Here is a 21,862-nt window from a genome sequence, read left to right as displayed (position 1 = left end):
GCGTGCCGCTCATCCTGGTCTGCGCTGTCTGGGGGGTGTTCTGGGGCTCGTGGGCGGCGCTGCTACCCGCGGTCAAGGAACACCTCGCGATCTCCACGGCCGACCTCGGGCTCGCGCTGAGCGGGGTCCCGGTGGGCGCGATCCCGGCAATGGCGCTGGCCGGACGCCTGGCCAGAGGCAGGGAGCGCGCCGGGCTCACCATCGCCACCGCGCTGTTCGGCCTGAGCATCCTGGCGGTCGCCGGGGCCGTCGGCGGCGGGCCGTACCTGCTGGCGGGGGCTTTGCTGCTGCTCGGCGCGGCCAGCGGCGCGCTGGACGTCACGCTGAACCTCGCCACAGGCCGGGCCGAGCGGCAGAGCGGGCGCAGGCTGTTCCAGCCGGTGTACGCGGCCTTCCCGCTGGCCGTCATCGCCGCCGCGCCCGCCACCGGCCTGGCCAGGCAGCTCGGCGTCGGCCCGGGACCCGCGCTGGTCGCCGTCGCGGTGCTGGTGCTGGTGCTGGGCGCGGCGCTCGCGCCGCTGTCCCTTCCCCAGGGCCCACCATCCGGTACGGCGAGCCGCACCCCCACCCCCTGGCGTCAGGCGGCACTCCTGGGCGCCCTGGCCGCCTGCGTGCTGATCATCGAGAACGCGGTCGAGCAGTGGTCGGCCCTGCTCCTGGAGGACCACCTGGGCGCCACCGCCCTGCTGTCCGGCTCCGCCCCCGCCGTCTACATGGCCGCCCTGACCGTGGGACGCCTGCTGGCCCAGGTCTGGCCGAGACTCGGCACCCGCACGCTGCTGGCCGTCGCCGGCCTGGGCGGCGGCGCCGGCATCGTCCTGGCCGGTCTCGCGCCCTCGCCCGCCTGGGCGCTGGCCGGCTTCGCGCTGACCGGCCTGGCGCTCGGCCCGCCGGTCCCGGCCCTGCTGAGCCGCGCGGCCGCCGACGACCCGGGCGGCTCGCTGGTGGCCGCGATCTCCACCATCTCCTACGCGGGCTTCGTGGCCAGCCCGCTCCTGGTCGGCGCCCTGTCCGCGGCGTTCGGCCTGGCGGCGGCGCTGGCGTCGCTGGCCCTGCTCGCCGTCCCGCTGCTCGTGGCCGCCGCCCGGCGGTGAAGAATATGGGACGCCGTTGGGGAAAAGGCGAGGTGGAAGGGGGTATTTCCGCCACGCATCGACCAACGAGAGGAGCACGGCCATGGCAGCCTGCGAGACCTGCGGCAACGACTACGACATGAGCTTCGAAGTGCACGCGCAGGGTGCGGTGCACACGTTCGACTCCTTCCAGTGCGCGATCCAGGCGATGGCGCCCATCTGCGAACACTGCGGCGCGCGGGTGATCGGCCACGGTGTCCAGGTGGACCGCGCCTGGTACTGCTGCGCCCACTGCGCCCGCCAGGAAGGCGCCACCGGCATAGTCGACCGCGCCGACGCCTACGTCTAGAAACCGCCCAGGGCCGGCTAGTCGTCCAGGTAGCGCAGGATGGCCAGCACGCGGCGGTTGTAGTCCCCGTGCTGCGGCAGCTCCAGCTTGTCGAAGATCGCGTTGACGTGCTTCTCCACCGTGCTGAGCGACACGTGCAGCCGCTCGGCGACCGCCGTGTTGGCCAGGCCCTGCGCCAGGTGCTCCAGGACCTGGCGCTCGCGCGCGCTCAGCCGGGCCAGCGGGTCGGCGTGCGAGGTACGGGCCAGCAGTTGCCTGACCACCTCGGGATCCAGGACGGTCCCGCCGGCCCGCACCCGCTCCAGCGCGTCCAGGAACTCCCCGACCTCGGAGACCCGGTCCTTCAGCAGGTAGCCGACGCCGGTGCCGGACAGCAGCCGGGCCGCGTAGGTCTTCTCCACGTACTGCGACAGGACCAGCACGCCGACCTCGGGCCGGCGCGAACGGATCTCCAGCGCCGCCCGCAGGCCCTCGTCGGTGTGGGTGGGCGGCATCCGCACGTCCACCACGGCCACCTCGGGCCGATGCTCCTCGACCGCCGCCAGCAGGGCCCCGGCGTCGCCGACCGCCGCCGCCACCTCGTGACCGGCGTCCTCCAGCAGCCTGATCAGTCCCTCGCGCAGCAGGACCGCGTCGTCGGCCAGGATCAGCCGCACGGCAGCACCGCCCGCACGGTCGTCCCGTCAGCGCCGCTGACCACCTCGAACCGGCCGTCGAGCGCCCGCACCCGCCTGGCCAGCCCGGACAGGCCGCCGCCCGCCGGATCGGCGCCGCCCCCGCCGTCGTCGGAGACCGTCATCACCACCATCGCCTCACCTTCCTCGCGCAGATCGACCAGGATGTCACGGGCGTGCGCGTGCTTGACGGCGTTGGTGATGGCCTCGCGGGCCACGAAGTACAGGGCGGTCTCGACTTCGGAGACGGGGCGGGCGCGCAGGCCGTACCGGACGGTGACGGGGACGCCCGCGCGCTCGGCGACTCCGTCGAGCGCGGCCCTCAGCCCGAGCTCGTCGAGCGCGGTGGGGTAGACGCGCCAGGCGACGCTGCGCAGTTCGTCGAGGAGCCTGCGCGACTCGGCGTAGGCCTGGTCGACGAGTTCCGGCGCGGCGGCCGGGCTGTGGCGGGCCCGGCCGAGCAGCATGGCCAGCGCCACGCCGTGCTGCTGCACGCCGTCGTGCAGGTCCCGCTCGATCCTGCGCCGCTCGTCGTCGACGGCGCGCACGATGCCGAGCCTGGTGTCGGTGAGCTCGGCGATACGCCGCCGCATCAGCTCCTCCGGTCCCGGCCCGAGGAAGAGCACGGCCAGCCGCCGCTCCGCCCACGCGACCGACTCCACCGCGCCGCCGGCCAGCGCGAGCACGACCAGGCCGCCGCTCAGCCCGATCGTCCAGCTCATCGTCTCCAGGTGCAGGCCGGGGAAGGACAGCGAGACGATGTCCGAGCTGCCGGTGATCAGCGACCACGCCGAGCCGGCCAGGAACAGCCCGGCGACGAAGAGCAGCGCGAACACCGCGTATCCGCCGGTGACGCCCAGCAGCGCCCGCAGCGCGAGGTAGGGGTAGGAGGGCGGCCGGGGGTCGCCGTCCAGGCCGAGCCAGGTCAGCCGGCGGTGTTCGAGCCGCATGACCGCCGGGCCCCACCGTCGCCTGGCGGGCCAGGCGACGGCCAGCAGAGCGAGTTCGAGCAGGCCGGACAGCAGCCCGGCGAGCACGCCGGCCAGTCGCATCCCGATGAGTCCCATCCCGAAAGGTCCCGCCACGGCTGCGCAGTCTAGGCGTCGCGCCGGCGCAGGACGACGTACCCGGCGGCCAGGGCCGCCGCCGTCCACACCAGCAGCCACGCCAGGCCCTCGCCCGCCGCGTACGGCATCGGCCCGCCCGTCATGTTCTCCACGCTCTCCATGAACGCCAGCCCGGCGAACATCGGCAGCCGCATCGAGGCGTCGATCAGCGCCGGCGCGCCGGTCATCATGATCAGCAGCGGCAGCCCCATCATCAGCAGGAACACCACGGTCAGCGTCCCCGCGGCGCTGCGCAGCGCCGCACCCGCGCCGACGGTCAGCACGCCCACCAGCGCGCAGAACGCCCCCAGCCTGACCAGGTCACCCACCGTCTCACCGGCCGCCAGCGTGACCGGCGCCCTGAACGGCTCCATCCGCAGCAGCACGTACGTCAGCACCGCCCCCACGGCCCCGCTCACCACCCCGGTGACGAACATCACCGGCGCCACCACCAGCGCCTTCGCCGCCAGCAGCCGTCCCCTGATCGGCGTCGCCTGCAGCGCCACCCGGATCCCGCCGGAGGAGTACTCCGAGGTCACCACCAGCATCGCCAGCGCCACCAGCGCGAACTGGGCGAAGATCGCCGCCGACACGACCGGCTCGGTGGCGGCCAGCCGTTCGGTGCGCGGCTGCCCGTTGTGCGAGCCCAGCGCCGCGGCCACCGTGACCGAGGCCAGCACCATCAGCGCCGCGGCGCCCATCAGGCACCACCAGGTCGAACGGACCGACCACAGCTTGACCCACTCGGCGGAGATCGCCCGTCTCATACTCGGCTCCCATATTCGGTGCTGTCCGCGGTCAGTTCGTGGAAGGCCTGCTCCAGCGAGGCCTCCTGGGCGCTCAGCTCGTGCAGCCTGATGCCCGCCTCGTGGGCCAGGTCGCCGATCCGCTCGGTGCTCGCGCCGGTGGCCACGAGCTGGCTCTCGCCCGTCCTGGACACCTCGACGCCGGCGGCGCGCAGCCGTACCGCGAGGTCTCCGGCGTGCGGGGAGCGGATCCGCACCGCGCTCGCCGCGACCACCTCGCCCAGCGGCGCGTCCACGATCAGCTTCCCGCGCCCGATCACCACCAGGTGGTCGGCGGTCAGCTGCATCTCGCTCATCAGATGGCTGGAGACGAAGACCGTCCTGCCCTCGTCGGCCAGGCCGCGCATCAGCCGCCTGATCCAGCGCACGCCGTCCGGGTCGAGCCCGTTGACCGGCTCGTCGAACATCAGCACCGCCGGATCGCCCAGCAGCGCCGCCGCGATCCCTAGCCGCTGGCTCATCCCCAGCGACAGCGCGCCCGCGCGCCGCCCCGCCGCGCGGTCCATCCCGACGATCTCCAGCACCTCGCCGACCCGGGCCCGGCCGATGCCGTTGCTGCGGGCCAGCGCCAGCAGATGCGCCCGCGCCGAGCGCCCCGGATGCACCGCGCGCGCGTCCAGCAGCGCGCCGACCGTCCGCAGCGGGTTCTCGATCTTCTGGTACGGCCGGCCGCCCACGAGCGCCGTGCCCGCGTCCGGCCGGTCGAGTCCGAGGATCATGCGCATCGTGGTCGATTTCCCGGCGCCGTTCGGGCCCAGGAACCCCGTCACGGCGCCGGGCCGTACCTCCAGGGTGAGGTCGTCGACCGCGGTGCGCGCGCCATAGCGCTTGGTCAGCCCGCGTAGTGTGATCATGCGTCAACGCTAGGGAAAGCCCAGGTGAGAGGCCATGGGGGCGGGCCGTCGAGTCCGCTGGGGGTTAACCGCCAGAGAACGGCGTGCTCACCACGCCCTCCGTCGTCAGCCGCGCCATCATGACCTTGATCGCGTCGGCGTCGTTGAGATGGGGGAACGGCTCGTCCGGCACCTCGGCGCCCAGGAACGCGCACAGCGGCTCCCAGCCCTCGCGCACGTCGAAGACCAGCAGCCGCTCGGGCGCGATCGTGCGCCTGACGGTCTCGGTGTGCAGATCGAAGAACTCCGTGGCCACCTCGACCGGCGGCATGTCGCGGGCCATCGCGAACTCCGGCCCGAACGCGGCCCGCCCGATCAGGTCCAGGAGAGGGCTCAGGCGGCGCATCGCGCCCATGATCTCCGCCGCCGCGGGAGGCAGGTCGCCGATGGCCAGCGTCCTGGGCCCTTCGGAGATCAGCGTCTGCATGCTGGCGTGCCAGCGCACCGGGTCGCGTACGGTCAGGATGACCTTGGCCTCCGGGTAGGCCTCGGCCTGTTCGCGCCAGAAGTGGCTGGCGGGCCAGTCCATGGCCGAGCGGTAGCCCTCGAGGACGTGGTTCCAGTCGAGCGCGCGGCCCTCGATCGCGGGCAGCCAGCGGTCCACCCGGTCCGGGCGGGCGAGGATCTCGAACATGTGGTAGCAGGGACCGAAGCCCAGCCGTTCCAGTGCCGCCTTCATCGAAGAGGTCCCCGTGCGCGGGAAGCCCGCGCCGATCACGTTCAGCATGTCGCCGTCTCCTCTGCCGGAAGTGTCCCTCTCGTCATCGATACGTCCCGGGCGAATAGCTGTCTACGAATGAATGACTAACTGGAGAATTCTCCCGTTAGGACCTGTTGTCATGGACGCGTCGTTGGCCAAGATCACTGCGAGGGCGGTGGAACCCGCACCGCTCCCGATCGAAGGGCAATGATGAAGAACCTCCTCAAGACCGCCGTGGTGGGCGTCACCGTTGCTGCCGCCAGCTTCGCTCTCGCCCAGCCCGCGCTGGCCAACTCCTTCTCCAGGAACGTGGGCGACGGCACCGTCAGCTACAACGACGGCACCGACAGCCTCTGCGTCGCGGCGTTCAACACCGAGGGCGCCCGCTGGGTGAAGGTCAAGCTCGTCCCGCTGTCCCGCCCCGGGCCCTCGCCGACGATCACCGACAAGAACAACTACTACGGCCACCCCGGCAACACCTGCGGCAGCCTGGCCACGGCCTACGAGGACACCCAGTACCGCGCCGACATCTCCTCCTACTGGGGCGAGCGCGGCACCACGGTCACCCACAGCTCCACCACCTTCTACAGCTGATCGCCGCCGGTTCCCGGCCCGTGCCGCCGCGCGGGCCGGGAAACCGCAGGCCTGGGGCTGGTGACCGGGGCGGAGGGGGACCGTACTGTGGGTCTTGTGACCGACTTTGACGTGCTTGTCATAGGTTCCGGGCCTGGCGGGCAGAAGGCGGCCATCGCGGCCGCCAAGCTGGAGAAGCGGGTCGCCGTCGTAGAACGGCGCAACATGATCGGCGGCGTGTGCATCAACACCGGCACGATCCCCTCCAAGACACTGCGTGAGGCGGTGCTCTACCTCACCGGACTCAACCAGCGCGAGATGTACGGCCAGTCCTACCGGGTCAAGGACGACGTCACGGTCGCGGACCTGGGCATCAGGACCCAGCACGTGATCGGCCGCGAGGTCGACGTGATCCGCAGCCAGCTCTCCCGCAACCACGTCGCGGTGCTGACGGGCTCGGCGCGGTTCGTGGACCCCTACACGGTGGACGTCATCGACGAGCAGGGCCGTGACGTCAAGGTCAGCGCCTCGAAGATCATCATCGCCACGGGCACCCGCCCCGCGCGCCCCGACTCCGTGGAGTTCGACGAAGAGACGATCATCGACTCCGACGGCATCCTGAACCTGCCCACGGTCCCCGACTCGCTGGTCGTGGTCGGCGCCGGCGTGATCGGCATCGAGTACGCCTCGATGTTCGCCGCGCTCGGCACCAAGGTCACCGTGGTCGAACGGCGCGAGCGCATGCTCGACTTCTGCGACCTGGAGATCGTCGAGGCGCTCAAGTACCACCTGCGCGACCTGGCCGTCACCTTCCGCTTCGGCGAGACCGTCGCCGCCGTCGAGAAGCGGCCCCGCGGCGCGATCACGCTGCTGGAGAGCGGCAAGAAGATCCCGGCCGAGACCGTCATGTACTCGGCCGGCCGCCACGGCATGACCGACGAACTGGGCCTGGAGGCCGCGGGGCTGGCGGCCGACGACCGCGGGCGCATCTCGGTGGACTCCTTCTACCGCACCGCCGTACCGCACATCTACGCCGTCGGTGACGTGATCGGCTTCCCCTCGCTGGCGGCCACCTCGATGGAGCAGGGCCGCATCGCCGCCCACCACGCGTGCGGGGAGCCGCTGCGCGGGCTGTCGTCGCAGCAGCCGATCGGGATCTACACGATCCCCGAGGTGAGCTTCATCGGGCAGACCGAGGACGAGCTGACCCGCTCGCACGTGCCGTTCGAGGTGGGCATCTCCCGCTACCGGGAGCTGGCCAGAGGCCAGATCATCGGCGACACCTACGGCATGCTCAAGCTCCTGATCTCGCCCGAGGACCGCTCCCTGCTGGGCGTGCACGTCTTCGGCACCGGCGCCACCGAGCTGCTGCACATCGGCCAGGCCGTCATGGGCTGCGGCGGCACCGTCGACTACCTCGTGGACGCGGTCTTCAACTACCCGACGCTGGCCGAGTCGTACAAGGTCGCCGCGCTCGACGCGGTCAACAAGCTCAGAAGGGTCGCGAAGTTCGAGCTGTGAGATAGGGAGATATCCCTACATGCACCGAGGAAAAGGCCGCTACGCTCCTGCCGATCCATCAGACCGGGAGGACCGATGCGGCGCTGGCTGCCCGCCTACCTCGTGCTGGCGCTCGTCTGGGGCAACAGCTTCTTCTTCATCAAGGTCGCCGTCGGCGAACTGCACCCGCTGCAGGTGTCGTTCACCCGCATGGTGATCGGCGCGCTGACGCTGCTTGCCGCCCTGGCGATCAGCCGTAAGGCGCTGCCGCGCGACCCGCGGCTCTGGGGCCACTTCCAGGTGGCCTCGATCGTGCTGACCACACTGCCGTTCACCCTGTTCGCCTGGGGCGAGCAGTACGTCTCCTCCGTCGTCGCCGCCATCTGGAACGCCACCACGCCCCTGTGCACGCTCGCCTTCACGCTGCTGCTGCGCGCGGAGAAGCCGACCGCGAGCCGGGTCGCCGGACTCGGGCTCGGGTTCGCCGGGGTCATGGTGGTGCTCGGCGTCTGGCAGCCGATGGCTGGCGGGCAGCTCGGCGGCAGCCTGGCCTGCTTCGCCGCCGCGCTCTGCTACGGCGTCGGCGGCGCGTACATGGGCCGGTTCATCACCGGGCGGCGCACCGAGGCGCCCGTGGTGCTGGCCACGGGACAGCTGCTCAGCGGGGCCGCGCAGCTCGGCGTGATCACCCTGATCGCCGGGGTGCCGCTGGTGGACACCACGGTCTCGGCCGGGGTGTGGTGGAGCATGCTCGCGCTCGGCGGGCTCGGGACCGGCGTGGCCTACCTGATGTTGTACTGGGTGCAGGGGCAGGCGGGCGTGACGACCACCTCGACGGTGACCTATCTGCTGCCGGTCGTCGCCGCCCTGTCCGGGCTGGTGATCCTGGGCGAGGCGCTGACCTGGAACCAGCCGGTCGGCGCCGTGGTCATCCTGGTGGCCATCGCGCTCACCCAGGGGGTGATCCGGCTGGGGCGACGCGCGGCCGTACCGCTGGACGGGCCGGTGAAGAGCCGCGCGGACGCCTGAGCGCTCACTCCTCCTCCGGCGGCTTGCGCCCGCGCGCGGCGGGCGGCTTCTTGCGCCCGGCCACGAGCGTGTCGCCGGGCGCCGCCTCGTCCGGGCCCCCGTTACGGCGGCGCGGACGGGGATGCGGCGCGGTGTCCTCGCTGGCGCCGGGCGGGTCCTCGGGCTTCCGCGGCTCCTCCTTGGCGGGGGCGGGGATCTCCGGCGCCGACGGTTCCCGCAGCGACGCGATGACCTGGTCGGCCTCGTTGTCGGCGGCGAACTCCGATGCCGCCTCCGACTCCCTGCGCCTGATGACCACCATGTGGTCCACGGAGATGCGCCCGGCGCCCACGACGGCCAGCAGGATCGCGGCGGCGCCCAGGGCGATGAGCTCGTTGGTGGTGATGGGGTTGAGCGGCGGCGCGATCAGGAAGACGGCCAGCGCCTCGACGAAGAGGATCAGCCCGGTCACCGGCACGGCCAGCCCGGCGATGAGCAGCGCGCCGCCGATGAGCTCGGTGAGCATGGTGACGGTCGCCCAGGCGCCGGGCGCCGGCGCGCCCTGCCTGGAGAACGCCTCGCCGGTGGCCAGCAGCCCGACCTGCAGCTTGCTCCAGCCGTTGGCGAAGAAAAGGCCGCCCACGCCGACGCGGGCCACTAAAGCGGCTATATCTCGCATTGCCTGTCTCACGGTAGATGCCTGCCCTGAACGGGACATCACACACCTCAATCGCGGCGGAGCAGCGTGGCCACCGCGAGGGCGGTCAGGCTGAGGAGGACCACGCTGACCACGACCGTCGTGTGCAGCGCGTTGACGAAGGCCCAGCGCGCGGCGCCGAGCAGCTCGCGTCCGGCGTCGCCGCCGACCTGGTCGGCGACGTGGGCCGCGCCGGCGAGCGACTGCCTGGCCTGGTCCATGCCGCCTTCCGGCACACCGGGTACGGCCGGCAGCGCGGGAGAGTAGGCGAGGGTGGTGATGGTGCCCAGCACGGCCACGCCGAGCCCGGCGCCGAGCTCGTAGGCGGTCTCCTCGATGGCCGCCGCCCCGCCCGCCCGCGACTCGGGGCAGGCGGACATGATCGTGTCGGAGGCCGCGAGCAGCGCCACCTGCACGCCGAACCCGATGCCGACGAAGCAGAGCGCGAGCATCACGGGATGCCCCTCGACGCCCCAGGTCAGCGTGGGCGACAGGGAGAGCGCCACCAGCGCGAGGCCGCCGCTCATGGTGGCCCGCATGCCGATCCTCGGCAGGATGTGCGCGGCGGCCAGCCCGCCGGAGATCGCGGAGACGACCAGCGGCAGCATGCGCACGGCGGCCTGCAGCGGGCTGTCACCGAGCACGAGCTGCAGATACTGGGCCAGCATCAGCTGCAGCCCGACCAGGGCGAAGACGCCGAGCAGCACCCCGGCGACCCCGGTGGTGAACTCCCGGCGCCGGAACAGCCCGACGTCGAGCAGCGGCGCGGCCAGCCTGCTCTGCCGCCTGACGAACCACACCAGCAGCGCCACCCCCGCCGAGAAGACCAGCAGGGCGGCGCCGAACGGCATCAGGCCGCCCGAACCCGCCTCCTTGAGCCCGAAGGCCAGCGCCAGGATGCCGAACACGGACAGGGCGGCGCTGAGCGCGTCCCAGCGGCGCCCGCCGCGCTCGCGCGACTCCGGCAGCAGGCGGGCCGCGGCGGGCAGCAGCACGAGCAGGATGGGCACGTTGATCAGGAAGACCGCGCCCCACCACCAGCCGACCAGCACGCCGCCGACGAGCGGGCCGACCGCGGCGCCTCCCGCGGCAACCGCGCTCCAGACGCCCAGCGCGACGGCGCGTTCACGGCGGTCGGTGAAGACCTGGCGGATGATCGAGAGCGTGGCCGGCATGATCATGGCTCCGCCGACGCCGAGCAGCGCGCGGGCCGCGATGAGCATGGCCGGGGTGGTCGCGGCCGAGGCCAGCGCCGAGGCCACGCCGAAGATCACGAACCCGGTCAGCACCAGCCGCTTGCGCCCGTAGCGGTCGCCGAGCGTGCCGAACAGGATGAGCAGCGGGGCCACGATCAGGGAGTAGACGTCGATGATCCACAGCAGCTGCACGGCCGACGGCTCCAGCGCGGCCGTCAGCGCGGGCACCGCGATGTGGAGCACCGTGGCGTCCACGGTGATCAGCAACAGGCTCAGGCACAGCAGCACCAGTACGGCCCAGCGGTTGTCGTTTCCGACCCGCTGGGCCCGTTTGACGATGGGCACGGCCTGGGTGACGGTCATGGAACTCCCTGCGGGCCGCCTCGGTCGCAACGGGCCCGCGTAAGCATGCGTGGCAGCTTAGGCGATGTGCGGCACTTGGGACAGCGGTATTGGATGATCCACATCCCGCCCCGACCTCTCTAGAGAGATACAGGCATATGTCCGGATCTATGAAAGTCCTACCGGCCCACCGATCATGACCCTGTGGGGAAAGACGAAACAGGCGACGACCCTGATCGATCCCCGCGCGAATGGTGCGCCCTGTCAGCCGCCCGGCTGCGCGACGGCCGCCCGGAGTCCGCACTCGAAGCCGCCCAGAAGGCCGCCGGACTCGACCCCGACGCCGAATGGGCCCACCGCCTGATCAGCCTCGCCGAGGAACGGCTCGGCCGCGACGCCGAGTCACTCGCCCACGCCGAGCACGCCGTACGGCTGGCCCCCGGATCCTGGCAGGCCCGCCTGCGCCTGTCCGCCGCCCAGCGCCACGCCCCCGGCGGCTGGGACCGGGCGGTACGCCAGGCCGAACTCGCCCGCGCCTTCGCCCCCGAAGAGCTGACCCCGCACCTCCAGCTCGGCGACCTGGCCCTGATCCGCGGCGAGCACCGCCGGGCCAGGATCGCTTACGCCGCCGCCTTGGAGCGTGACATCGCCCACCCGCAGACCCGCGTCAACCTCGGCCTCGCCTGGCTGCGCTGGGACAGCCCGCGCGTCCACCACGACCCCGCCTGGCCGCTCGACCCGCGCGAGAGCGGCCGCGCCCGGCGGGCCCTGGAGGTGTGGTCGCGCCAGACCCGCCTGCTCCTCGCCGTGGCCACGCTGGCCATCGCCTTCGCCGCCCTGAGCCTCGACCTGGGGCCGCAGGCCCGGCTGGGCGGCGCTCTTGTCCTGGTGGCCGTGGCCGTGCTGACGGTGCGGCAGGCGCGCAGGATCGGGGTGTGGGCCTACGTGCCGGCCATGTTCGGCCGCGCGCCCTGGCTGGGCACGTCGGTGGTGTCGGCGCTGGTCGCGGTGGTGGCGTTCGCCGTCTGGCTGGTGCTGCCCGCGTTCACCTCGGCGTTCGACCCGGTCTGGGCTGGGCTGACCGGCATCCTCGTGCTCGGCTGGCCAGCCCTGGCCGTGCTGCACGCGCTCGGCGGCGTCTGGCGGGGGCGGCCGCTGCGGGCGCTGGAGGAGTTCGCGCTGGCCCGCGGGGAGCGCGAGGGGCGGCGTAACACCGGGGTCGTGCTGTGGATCATTCTCGGCCGGGTCTGGTCGGTTCTGGTGCCGTTGGTCCTGGGGGCGCTCGTGCTGGAGCCGCAGGCCGCGGTGGTGGCGCTGGCGGTGCCGTACCCGCTGATGGAGGCCTATCGCAAGGCCCGCCACGGCGAGGACAGGTGGCTGCTGGCGGCGGCGCTGCTGGTCGTGGTGGCGGCGCCGGCGTGCGCGGCCGGGGGAGTGTTCGCGCTGGCCTGGGCCTGGTGGGCGGGCCTGGGCGCGCTCGGCGCCGTCGTGGCGCTCTTCGCGCTGCGCGGGGCGCGCGCCTGGTGGCGCGGCGCGCCGGGCCCGTGGCGGCCCTCCCTGATCATGTGCGAGCCGCTGCTCGGCGACGCCCCGTCCGTGGCCCTTTCTCCGGAGGTACGGCAGGCCTTCGCCTATGCCAGATCCGTGGTGCTTTCCTATACCGACCCGGCCGGCCCCCGGGTCGTGGGCGCGGTCGCCTCCGTGACCAGGGCGGGCGAGCTGCGCCTGATCGCCGAGCCGCGGGCCTGGACCGCGGTCGAGGCCGACCCGAGGGTCGCGGTGTTCGCCGCCGACCCGCTGCAGCGCCGGTTCTGGGTGGAGGTACGCGGCATCGCCCTGGCCGACTCCGACGTGCTGCGGGTCACACCGAGCCACGTTCTGGTCGGGGAGTTCCCCGGGCGGCACCAACGCCGCTAACGTCGGGAGATGGATCTGCTGCGCACCCCCGAAGCGCGCTTCGCGAACGTGCCGGACTTCCCCTGCGAACCGCGCTACGCCGAGGTGGACGGCATCCGCATGGCCTGGTACCAAGCGGGCCCGCCAGACGCCGAACCGGTCGTGCTGCTGCACGGCGAGCCGAGCTGGTCCTTCCTCTACCGCCACGTCATGCGCGAACTCGCCGCGGCCGGACTCCGCGCCATCGCCGCCGACCTGGTCGGCTTCGGCCGCTCCGACAAGCCCGCCGACCCCGCCGACCACACCTACGCCCGCCACGTCGAGTGGACCCGCCGCCTCCTGCTGGACGAGCTCGGCCTGACCGGCATCACCCTCGTCGGCCAGGACTGGGGCGGGCTGATCGGGCTGCGGATCGTCGCCGAGCACCCGGAGCGCTTCGCCAGGATCGTCGCCGCCAACACGGGCTTGCCGACCGGTGACATTCCCATGCCCGACGTCTGGCACCGTTTCAAGGACGCCATCACGACCGCGCCCGTGCTCGACATCGCCAGATTCGTCCAGTCCGGCTGCGCGAGCGAGCTCTCGCCGGCCGTCCGCGCCGCCTACGACGCGCCCTTCCCCGAGGAGAGCTACAAGTCCGGTCCGCGGGCCATGCCCGGATTGGTCCCCGACACGCCCGAAGATCCGGCCGCGCCCGCCAACCGCGCTGCCTGGCAGATCCTCACCACGCTCGGCCTGCCGTTCCTCGTCGCCTTCTCCGACGGCGACCCCATCACCGGCGCCATGGCGCCCATCCTGAAAAGGACCATGGCCGGGGCCTCCGGGCTTGAGCATCCCGTGATCGCCGGGGCCGGCCACTTCCTCCAGGAGGACGCGGGCGCGGAGCTGGGCCGGCACGTCGCCGCATTCGTCACCGCCACCTAGCGTGTCAGGTGCGCCCAATCGTCGGTCCGGTGCGGTATAACCGGGGTCGGACCGGGGAGGCGTGATGCGGGAGTCCGACAGGGCCCGGCCGGCGGGCAGAGCCGCCGCACGGGATCTGTTCGAGCAGGTGAGGTTGCGGTATTTCCAGCTTCCCCCGGCCGTGCGCCGGGTGCTCTACGTCGGCGTGCTCGTCGTCGCCGTGGGCGTCGCCGCGGCGCTGGGCTGGGACATGTTCCAGACCTTCCTGGTGACGCTGGCGCTGCTGGGCTTCACGGCGCTGACGCTGCGCTTCCCGCGGGCCGCCGCCACCGTGCTGGTGGTGGCCGGCTGGCTGGCGCTGCTGCCGGTGTTCACGATGCTGTTCCCGCCGCGCTCGGGCGTGCCCATCCTGCTCATGGCGCTGGCGCTGCCGGTGGCCGGCGTCGCCCACCTCATCACCTGGGTACCGCCCTGGCTGACCACGCTCATGGCGCTCGTGCCCGCCGGAGCGCTGGCCGCCGCGCTGTCGCCGGTCTCCGAGAGCCTGGCCCTGTGGGTGGCCTACGGCGCCGCCGCCGCGATCCTGCTCTACCGGTTCGTCGCGGCCCGCCGGGCCAAGGCCCAGCTGACCTCCGAGGAGCAGGTGCGCGTACGCGGCCGCGACGGCAGGCAGGAGGCGCAGCCCGAGCGCGGCGCCCCGCAGAAGCCGATCTCGGTCGAGGAGGCGCTCGCCGAGCTGGAGAGCATGATCGGGCTGTCTCCGGTCAAGGACCAGGTCCGCTCGATCGCCGCCTCCATCGAGGCCTCCCGGCTGCGCGCCGAGGCGGGCTATTCGCCCGAGCGGCCCACCCGCCACTTCGTCTTCGTCGGCCCCCCCGGCACCGGCAAGACCAGCGTCGCCCGCACCCTCGCCAAGATCTTCTACGCGTTCGGCCTGCTGGAGACGCCGCAGGTGGTCGAGGCGCAGCGGGCCGACCTGGTCGGCGAGTTCCTGGGCGCGACCGCGATCAAGACCAACGAGCTGGTCGACCGGGCGCTCGGCGGGGTGCTGTTCATCGACGAGGCCTACAGCCTGATCAACTCCTCCGACGGCCAGCCCGACCGCTTCGGCGCCGAAGCGGTGCAGACGCTGCTGAAGCGGGCCGAGGACGACCGGGAACGGCTGATCATCATCCTGGCCGGCTACGAGCAGGAGATGGCCGGCTTCCTGAGCTCCAACCCGGGCCTGGCCAGCCGCTTCGCCACCCGCGTGCGCTTCCCCAGCTACTCGCCGGCCGAGCTGGCCGAGATCACCGAGCTGCTCCAGGGCCGCCGCGGCGACCGCATGGGGCTGGGCGCGCCCGCCGCGCTGCTGGGCCTGTTCGAGGACGTCCAGCGCCGCGGCCTGGTCGACGAGCTGGGCAACGCCCGCTTCGTGCGCAGCCTGGTCGAGGCGGCCGCGCAGGCCCGCGACGTGCGTGTGGTCGGCGCCGGCGGCACCCCCACCACCGAGGACCTCGTCACCACCACCACGGCCGACCTCACCAAGGCCTTCGACGAGCTGACCGCCCGCTTCCGCGGCTACGAGGCCACGCCCACGCTGGAGGAGGCGCTCGGCGACCTCGACCGCATGGCCGGCCTGGAGCCGGTCAAGCGCCAGGTCCACGCGATCGCCGCCCAGCTCCAGGTGGCCAGGATGCGCCAGGAGCGCGGGCTGCCCACGCCGCCGCAGACCCGGCACTTCGTCTTCGCCGGCCCGCCCGGCACCGGCAAGACCACCGTCGCCCGCGTCATCGGCCGCATCTTCGCCGCGCTCGGCCTGCTGGCCAGGCCCGACGTCGTCGAAGCGCACCGCGCCGACCTGGTCGGCCAGCACCTCGGCGCCACCGCGATCAAGACCAACGAGCTCGTCGACCGCTCGCTCGGCGGGGTGCTGTTCATCGACGAGGCCTACAGCCTGGTCAACCCCGGCTATTCAGGCGGCGACGCCTTCGGCAACGAGGCCGTGCAGATGCTGCTCAAGCGGGCCGAGGACGACCGCGACCGGATCGTCATCGTGCTGGCCGGCTACCAGCGCGAGATGGACGCCTTCCTGGCCACCAACCCCGGCCTGGCCAGCCGCTTCAACCAGCGCGTGGCCTTCCCCAGCTACAGTCCGGGCGAGCTGTCGGAGATCGCCGCCCTGCTGGCCGACAAGGCCGGCGACCGCTTCGACGAGGCCGCCCTGCGCGACCTCGACGAGGTGTTCGCCTGGGTGTGCGGGGAGAAGCTCATCGACGGGCTCGGCAACGGCCGCTTCGCCCGCTCGCTGTTCGAGCGGGCCGCGCTCCGGCGCGACGTGCGCCTGGCGGCGCTGGGCGTCGACGCCAGCTCCGCCGAGCTGACCACTATCACCAGCGAGGATGTCCGGGCAGCGGTGGACGAACTATCCGGACGCTAACGTAACTCCTCTTTGACACTTGGCTGCGGCCCCTCCGTTACATGGTGTAGCACTATGACTACGGAGGGGAGGTGTGGATGGCGGGGTTCCTGGCTCGCAGGCTGCTCAACTATCTGGTGCTGGTCGCGGTGGCGTCGAGTCTCGCGTACATGCTGGCGGCCGGCGCGCTCGACCCGCGTTCCAACTACGCCGACCGCACCCCCAAGCCGCCGCCCGCCGTGGTCGACGCGCAGCTGACCGCGCTCAACCTCAACGACAAGACCCCGCTCATCCAGCGCTACGCGACCTGGGCGGCCGGGGTGCTCCACGGCGACTTCGGCAGGACCGTCACCGGCACCTCCGTCAACGAGGACCTCGCCCGGCGGGCCGGCGTCACCTTCCGGCTGGTGCTGCTCGGGCTGATCTGCGGCAGCCTGGTCGGCGTGCTGGTGGGCGCCTACGCGGCGGTCAAGCAATATGGCTTGTTCGACCGGCTCTCGACGGGGATGTCGTTCCTCGTCCTGGCGATCCCCGTGGTCGTGCTGGCCACCATGCTCATCCTCGTCGGCACCTGGCTCAACGAGAACGTCTTCGGCGCCAAGGTCTTCCTGGTCAGCGGCGAATACTCCGACGGCCTCGACACCGGGTTCTGGGGCGGCGTGCTCGACCGGCTGCAGCACCTCATCCTGCCGACGGTCTCGCTGTCGCTCGGCCTGATCGCCACCTTCAGCCGCTACCAGCGCAACATGATGCTCGACGTGCTCGGCGCCGACTTCATCCGCACCGCGGTGGCCAAGGGGCTGAGCAGGCGCAGGGCGCTGACCAGGCATGCGCTGCGCACCGCGCTGATCCCCGTCGTCACCTACTTCGCCTTCACCTTCGGCACGCTGCTGACCGGGGCCACGTTCACCGAGAAGATCTTCGGCTGGCACGGGCTCGGCGAGCAGCTGATCAACTCGATCTTCACCAACGACGTCAACACCGTGGCCGCCATCGCCTTCCTGGCCGCCATCGCCGTCCTGGCCGCCTCGCTCGCGGCCGACATGCTCCACGCCGCCCTCGACCCGCGGGTGAGAACGGCATGAGCCTGCAGGAAGAGGAGCTCGCCGAAGAGCTCCGGCAGCCGCCGCGCGCGCCCTCGCGGCTGCGGATGGTGGGCGGCCGCTTCTTCGGCTCGACGCAGGGGCGGATCGGCTTCGCCGTCCTGGCGGCGATGTTCCTGCTGGCCTTCGTCGGGCCGCTGTTCAGCCCGTGGACCTACACCGACAAGGACTTCACCGCGTTCCTGCAGCCGCCGTCGGCCGAGCACTGGTTCGGAACGCTCCAGACCGGCGCCGACGTCTACGCGGTCACGCTGCGCGGCATGCAGAAGTCACTGATCGTGGGCCTGCTGGCGGCGCTGCTGTCCACGGCGCTGGCCGCGACGGTCGGCGCCTTCGCCGGCTACTTCGCCGGCTGGACCGACCGCACGCTGAGCTGGATCACCGAGCTGCTGCTGGTGCTGCCCGCCTTCCTGATCCTGGCGATCATGTCGCCGCTGTTCGGCGACGGGCAGTGGGTGCTGTTCGTGGTCATGCTGGCGCTGTTCCTCTGGATGGTCACCTCGAAGATCGTCAGGGGGATGACGATCTCGCTGAAGCAGCGCGAGTACATCCAGGCCGCCCGGTTCATGGGCGTCCCGCCCGTGAAGATCATCTTCCGGCACGTGATCCCCAACCTGTCGTCGCTGCTCATCGTCGACGCCACGCTCAACGTCAGCGCCGCCATCCTCACCGAGACCTCGCTGTCGTACTTCGGCTTCGGCATCCAGCCGCCCGACGTCTCCTTCGGCACGCTCATCGCCGACGGCGCCAAGACCGCCGTCTACGCGCCCTGGACGTTCTGGTTCGTGGCCGCGCTGCTGGTGGTCACCGTGCTGGCCGTCAACCTCATCGGCGACGCGCTGCGCGACGCGTTCGACCCGTCCGCCGCCAGGAAGGTGCGCCGATGACCGCGGGGGAGCCGGTGCTGGAGGTGCGCGACCTGCACGTCACCTTCGGCGACGTGCGCGCCGTGCGCGGCGTCAGCTATGCCGTACGGCCCGGCGAGGTCCTCGGCATCGTCGGCGAGTCCGGGTCCGGCAAGTCCGTCACCTCCGCCGCGGTCATGGGACTGCTTCCCCCGAGCGCCACCGTCACCGGCTCGGTGCGGCTCAGGGGCCAGGAGTTGATCGGCGCGCCGGAGAAGCGGCTGACCGCCCTGCGCGGCAAGACGATCTCCATGGTCTTCCAGGACCCGCTGTCGGCCCTCACCCCCGTCTACCGCGTCGGCGACCAGATCGCCGAGGCGGTGCGCATCCACCAGAAGGTCACCAAGGAGCAGGCCATGGTCCGGGCGGTGGAGCTGCTCGACCTGGTCGGCATCCCCAACCCCGGGCAGCGGGCGCTGGGCTTCCCGCACGAGTTCTCCGGCGGCATGCGCCAGCGGGCGGTCATCGCCATGGCGATCGCCAACGACCCCGACGTGATCATCTGCGACGAGCCGACCACCGCGCTCGACGTCACCATCCAGGCACAGGTGCTGGAGGTGCTGAAGACGGCCCAGCGGGAGACCGGCGCCGCCATCGTCATGATCACCCACGACCTCGGGGTGGTGGCCGGGTTCGCCGACCGGGTGCTGGTGATGTACGCGGGGCGGCCGGTCGAGGTGGGGGCGGTGGACGACATCTACTACCGGATGCGCATGCCGTACACGGTGGGGCTGCTCGGTTCGATCCCGCGCGTCGACCGGGGCGGGCGTCAGCCGCTGGTGCCCATCGAGGGGGCGCCGCCCTCGCCCGCCGCGCTGCCGCCCGGCTGCCCGTTCGAGCCGCGCTGCCCGATGGCGGTCGAGGAGTGCTCGGTGGCCGAGCCGGCGCTGCTCGAGGTCGGGCCCGGCCACGAGGCGGCCTGCATCCGCTGGGCCGACGTCGGGGTCAGGCCGCCGGGCCGGCACGCCGCCCAGGCCGCGGCGGCCGTCCGTGGCGGGCGGGGCGCGCAGGAGGTGGTCCTGCGCGTGGACGGGCTGGTCAAGCAATATCCGCTGATGAAGGGCTCGTTGTTCAAGCGCCGGGTCGGCACCGTGCACGCGGTGGCCGGGATCAGCTTCGACATCCGCCAGGGCGAGACGCTCGGGCTGGTGGGGGAGTCCGGATGCGGCAAGACGACGACGCTGATGGAGATCCTGGAGCTGGTCAAGCCGCAGGACGGCCGGATCGTCGTCCTCGGCCAGGACACCGCGCGCCTGGCCGCCGGCGACCGGATGGCGATCAGGCGCGACATGCAGGTCGTCTTCCAGGACCCGCTGGCCTCGCTCGACCCTCGGATGACCGTGCACGACATCCTGGCCGAGCCGCTGCGCACCCACCGGCGCGGCGACACCGGCTCGCGGGTGCGCGAGCTCCTGCGGCTGGTCGGTCTCGACGAGTCCCACGCCGCCCGCTACCCGCAGGACTTCTCCGGCGGCCAGCGCCAGCGCATCGGCATCGCCCGCGCGCTGGCGCTCGAACCGAAGCTGGTCGTCCTGGACGAGCCGGTCTCCGCGCTCGACGTCTCCATCCAGGCCGGCGTGATCAACCTGCTCGACGCGCTGAAGTCCAGGCTCGGCCTGTCCTACCTGTTCGTCGCGCACGACCTGGCCGTCGTGCGCTACATCGCCGACCGGGTGGCCGTCATGTACCTGGGCCGGATCGCCGAGATCGGCCAGGTGGACACCGTCTACGACGGGCCCATGCACCCCTACACGCAGGCGTTGCTGTCGGCGATCCCGCTGCCCGACCCGGAGCGCGAGCGCACCCGGCGCCGGATCCTGCTCGACGGCGACCTGCCCAGCCCCGCCGACCCGCCCTCCGGGTGCCGCTTCCGTACCCGCTGCCCGAAGTTCAGGACGCTCGCCGCGAACGAGCGCTCCCGGTGCGTGGAGAGCGAGCCCGAGGTGCGCGCCCTGGCCCAGGACCACGGCGTGGCCTGCCACTACGCCGAGAAGCTCGAAGTCGTACAGAACCACGAGGAGTCACATCCATGAAGGCATCACGTCTCGCCGTCGCCGCCGCGCTGACCGGCTCGCTGGCTCTGGCGGGCTGCGGTGGCGGCGGCAGCGGCGGATCGGCGGGCGGCAGCGGCGCCGGACCGTCCGGCGACGGCGCCGCGATCAAGGCGTTCGACATCAACCTCCAGCCGCGCGATCAGGTACGCGACGGCGGCACGCTGCGCTGGGGGCTCAACGAGTTCCCCTCCCAGTGGAACCGCAACCACGTCGACGGCAACCTCCTCATGGCCTCCGTGGTCAGCAACGCCCTGCTCCCGTGGCCCTTCCGCTCGAACGAGAAGGCCGAGATCTCCGTCAACCCCGACTACCTCGTCGACGCGAAGATCACCGAGAGCGACCCCAACCAGGTGGTCACCTACACGCTCAACCCGAAGGCCAAGTGGTCCACCGGCGACCCGATCACCTGGGAGGACTACTCGGCCCAGTGGAAGGCGCTCAACGGCCGCGACACCGCCTTCCGCATCGTCTCGCCGACCGGCTACCAGGACATCGAGAGCGTCAGGAAGGGCAAGGACGACTACGAGGTGGTCGTCACGTTCGCCCGGCCCTTCGCCGACTGGCAGTCGTTGTTCGGGCCGCTGCTGCCGAAGTCAGCCAACGGCTCGCCCGAGGCCTTCAACACCGGCTGGCTCAACAAGATCCCGGTGACGGCGGGGCCGTTCACCTTCAAGGCTTTCGACCAGACCGCCAAGACGATCACGATCGTCCGCGACGACGCGTGGTGGGGCGACCGGGCCAAGCTCGACCAGATCATCTACCGCGCCTCCGAGCAGGACTCGCTGATCGGCGCATTCGGCAACGGCGAACTCGACATCACCGACGTCGGCCCCTCGGCCCCCGACTACGCCCGCGCCAGGTCCACCTCGGGCGCCGAGGTACGCCAGGCCGCCGGCCCCGACTTCCGCCACTTCACCTTCAACGGCTCCAGCGAACTGCTCAAGGACGTCAACGTCCGCCAGGCGATCCAGCTCGGCATCAACCGGCAGGCCATCGCCCAGTCCGACCTGCAGGGCCTGGACTGGCCGATCACGCTGCTCAACAACCACTTCTTCATGAACACCCAGGAGGGCTACCAGGACAACGCCGGCGAGCTCGGCGTCTACAACCCGGAGAGGGCCAAGCAGATGCTGGACGCCGCCGGGTGGAAGCTCGCCGGCGGCGTCAGGCAGAAGGACGGCAAGCCGCTGGACCTGCGCTTCGTGGTGCCGACCGGGGTGCAGCTGAGCAAGTCGGAGGGCGAGCTGGCCCAGAACATGCTCGCCCAGATCGGCGTCAAGCTCACGCTGAAGGCGGTGCCGAGCGACGACTTCTTCACCAAGTACGTCATCCCCGGCAACTTCGACATCACGCCGTTCGCCTACATCGGCACGCCGTACCCGGTGTCGAGCAGCTACGGCATCTACGTGAACTCGCCCGACGGCGGCAAGACCTGGAACGCCAACTTCGGCAGGACCGGCTCGGCGGCCATCGACGCGGCCATGCAGAGGGCCGGGTCCGCGCTCGACCACGCGCAGGCGCGGACCGAGACGAACCAGGCCGACAGGCTGATCTGGCAGGAGGTCAACGTGCTGCCGCTGTACCAGCGCCCGCAGAACGTGGCGACCAAGGCCAACCTCGCCAACGCGGGCGCCCGCGGCTTCTACGACCTGCGCTACCAGGACATCGGCTTCACCAAGTGACGGC

The 21,862-nt window shown here is 72.0% G+C and carries 19 protein-coding genes; 12 read left to right on the top strand and 7 right to left on the bottom strand.

Going from position 1 to position 21,862, the window contains the following annotated elements; translation table 11 throughout:
- Positions 1-2: 2 nt before the first annotated feature.
- Positions 3-1,094, top strand: coding sequence for an MFS transporter (locus tag HNR40_RS49310; protein WP_184974497.1), 1,092 nt, complete (start codon positions 3-5; stop codon positions 1,092-1,094).
- 82 nt (positions 1,095-1,176) lie between these two features.
- Positions 1,177-1,422 (top strand): metallothionein, encoded by a 246-nt coding sequence (locus HNR40_RS49305; RefSeq protein WP_184974494.1) that lies wholly within the window; start codon positions 1,177-1,179, stop codon positions 1,420-1,422.
- A 17-nt stretch (positions 1,423-1,439) separates the two neighbouring features.
- On the opposite strand, the gene HNR40_RS49300 is transcribed toward HNR40_RS49305, so the two are convergent.
- The 5 genes from HNR40_RS49300 to HNR40_RS49280 form a co-directional block, all read right to left on the bottom strand.
- Entirely contained in the window at positions 1,440-2,078 is a 639-nt protein-coding gene (locus HNR40_RS49300) for a response regulator transcription factor (protein WP_184974491.1), read from the bottom strand.
- Positions 2,069-3,181, bottom strand: coding sequence for a sensor histidine kinase (locus tag HNR40_RS49295; RefSeq protein ID WP_312896829.1), 1,113 nt, complete (start codon positions 3,179-3,181; stop codon positions 2,069-2,071). Before HNR40_RS49295 ends, HNR40_RS49300 begins: the two co-directional genes overlap by 10 nt.
- Positions 3,182-3,192: 11 nt before the next feature.
- Positions 3,193-3,969 carry an ABC-2 transporter permease family protein gene (locus HNR40_RS49290; RefSeq protein WP_184974488.1) on the bottom strand — a complete coding sequence of 259 codons (777 nt, stop codon included), beginning with the start codon at positions 3,967-3,969 and terminating at the stop codon, positions 3,193-3,195.
- Positions 3,966-4,862 carry an ATP-binding cassette domain-containing protein gene (locus HNR40_RS49285; RefSeq protein WP_184974485.1) on the bottom strand — a complete coding sequence of 299 codons (897 nt, stop codon included), beginning with the start codon at positions 4,860-4,862 and terminating at the stop codon, positions 3,966-3,968. Before HNR40_RS49285 ends, HNR40_RS49290 begins: the two co-directional genes overlap by 4 nt.
- 64 nt (positions 4,863-4,926) lie before the next feature.
- Positions 4,927-5,628, bottom strand: a complete 702-nt coding sequence (locus tag HNR40_RS49280) for a sulfotransferase family protein (RefSeq protein WP_184974482.1) — start codon at positions 5,626-5,628, stop codon at positions 4,927-4,929.
- Between the two features lie 180 nt (positions 5,629-5,808).
- On the opposite strand from HNR40_RS49280, the gene HNR40_RS49275 reads away from it, so the two are divergent.
- From HNR40_RS49275 to HNR40_RS49265, 3 genes are all read left to right on the top strand, one after another.
- Complete coding sequence (locus HNR40_RS49275) at positions 5,809-6,195, top strand: hypothetical protein (RefSeq protein WP_184974479.1); 387 nt, start codon at positions 5,809-5,811, stop codon at positions 6,193-6,195.
- Positions 6,196-6,291: 96 nt separating this feature from the next.
- Positions 6,292-7,695, top strand: coding sequence for a Si-specific NAD(P)(+) transhydrogenase (gene sthA / locus HNR40_RS49270; RefSeq protein WP_184974476.1), 1,404 nt, complete (start codon positions 6,292-6,294; stop codon positions 7,693-7,695).
- 75 nt (positions 7,696-7,770) lie between these two features.
- The gene (locus HNR40_RS49265) at positions 7,771-8,703 is read left to right on the top strand and encodes a DMT family transporter (protein WP_184974473.1); all 933 of its coding nucleotides are present in this window, start codon (positions 7,771-7,773) and stop codon (positions 8,701-8,703) included.
- Positions 8,704-8,707: 4 nt separating this feature from the next.
- Here the strand turns inward: HNR40_RS49265 and HNR40_RS49260 are convergent, their stop codons facing one another.
- Both HNR40_RS49260 and HNR40_RS49255 read right to left on the bottom strand, forming a co-directional pair.
- Entirely contained in the window at positions 8,708-9,361 is a 654-nt protein-coding gene (locus HNR40_RS49260) for a DoxX family protein (protein ID WP_184974470.1), read from the bottom strand.
- Positions 9,362-9,408: 47 nt separating this feature from the next.
- Positions 9,409-10,938, bottom strand: a complete 1,530-nt coding sequence (locus HNR40_RS49255) for an MFS transporter (protein WP_184974467.1) — start codon at positions 10,936-10,938, stop codon at positions 9,409-9,411.
- A 183-nt stretch (positions 10,939-11,121) separates the two neighbouring features.
- Here HNR40_RS49255 and HNR40_RS49250 point away from each other — a divergent pair, with 183 nt between their 5' ends.
- The 7 genes from HNR40_RS49250 to HNR40_RS49220 all read left to right on the top strand — a co-directional run bounded on the left by HNR40_RS49250 (position 11,122) and on the right by HNR40_RS49220 (position 21,858).
- A complete protein-coding gene (locus tag HNR40_RS49250; protein WP_184974464.1) occupies positions 11,122-12,834 on the top strand; it encodes a tetratricopeptide repeat protein in 1,713 nt (570 codons plus the stop codon).
- 9 nt (positions 12,835-12,843) lie between these two features.
- Positions 12,844-13,737, top strand: coding sequence for a haloalkane dehalogenase (locus HNR40_RS49245; RefSeq protein WP_184974462.1), 894 nt, complete (start codon positions 12,844-12,846; stop codon positions 13,735-13,737).
- A gap of 64 nt (positions 13,738-13,801) precedes the next feature.
- Positions 13,802-16,135, top strand: coding sequence for an AAA family ATPase (locus HNR40_RS49240; protein WP_184974459.1), 2,334 nt, complete (start codon positions 13,802-13,804; stop codon positions 16,133-16,135).
- 77 nt (positions 16,136-16,212) lie between these two features.
- Entirely contained in the window at positions 16,213-17,199 is a 987-nt protein-coding gene (locus tag HNR40_RS49235) for an ABC transporter permease (RefSeq protein ID WP_184974456.1), read from the top strand.
- Positions 17,196-18,104 carry an ABC transporter permease gene (locus HNR40_RS49230; protein ID WP_184974452.1) on the top strand — a complete coding sequence of 303 codons (909 nt, stop codon included), beginning with the start codon at positions 17,196-17,198 and terminating at the stop codon, positions 18,102-18,104. The genes HNR40_RS49235 and HNR40_RS49230 overlap by 4 nt, the downstream gene beginning before the upstream one ends.
- Complete coding sequence (locus HNR40_RS49225) at positions 18,101-20,155, top strand: dipeptide ABC transporter ATP-binding protein (RefSeq protein ID WP_184974449.1); 2,055 nt, start codon at positions 18,101-18,103, stop codon at positions 20,153-20,155. Before HNR40_RS49230 ends, HNR40_RS49225 begins: the two co-directional genes overlap by 4 nt.
- A complete protein-coding gene (locus tag HNR40_RS49220; RefSeq protein ID WP_246510763.1) occupies positions 20,152-21,858 on the top strand; it encodes an ABC transporter family substrate-binding protein in 1,707 nt (568 codons plus the stop codon). The genes HNR40_RS49225 and HNR40_RS49220 overlap by 4 nt, the downstream gene beginning before the upstream one ends.
- Positions 21,859-21,862 lie beyond the last annotated feature (4 nt).

The sequence above is a fragment of the Nonomuraea endophytica genome (assembly GCF_014203235.1).
GTDB lineage: Bacteria > Actinomycetota > Actinomycetes > Streptosporangiales > Streptosporangiaceae > Nonomuraea > Nonomuraea endophytica.
Note: the sequence above shows the minus strand (reverse complement) of the source record. Positions and strands in the feature narration are given on the sequence as shown.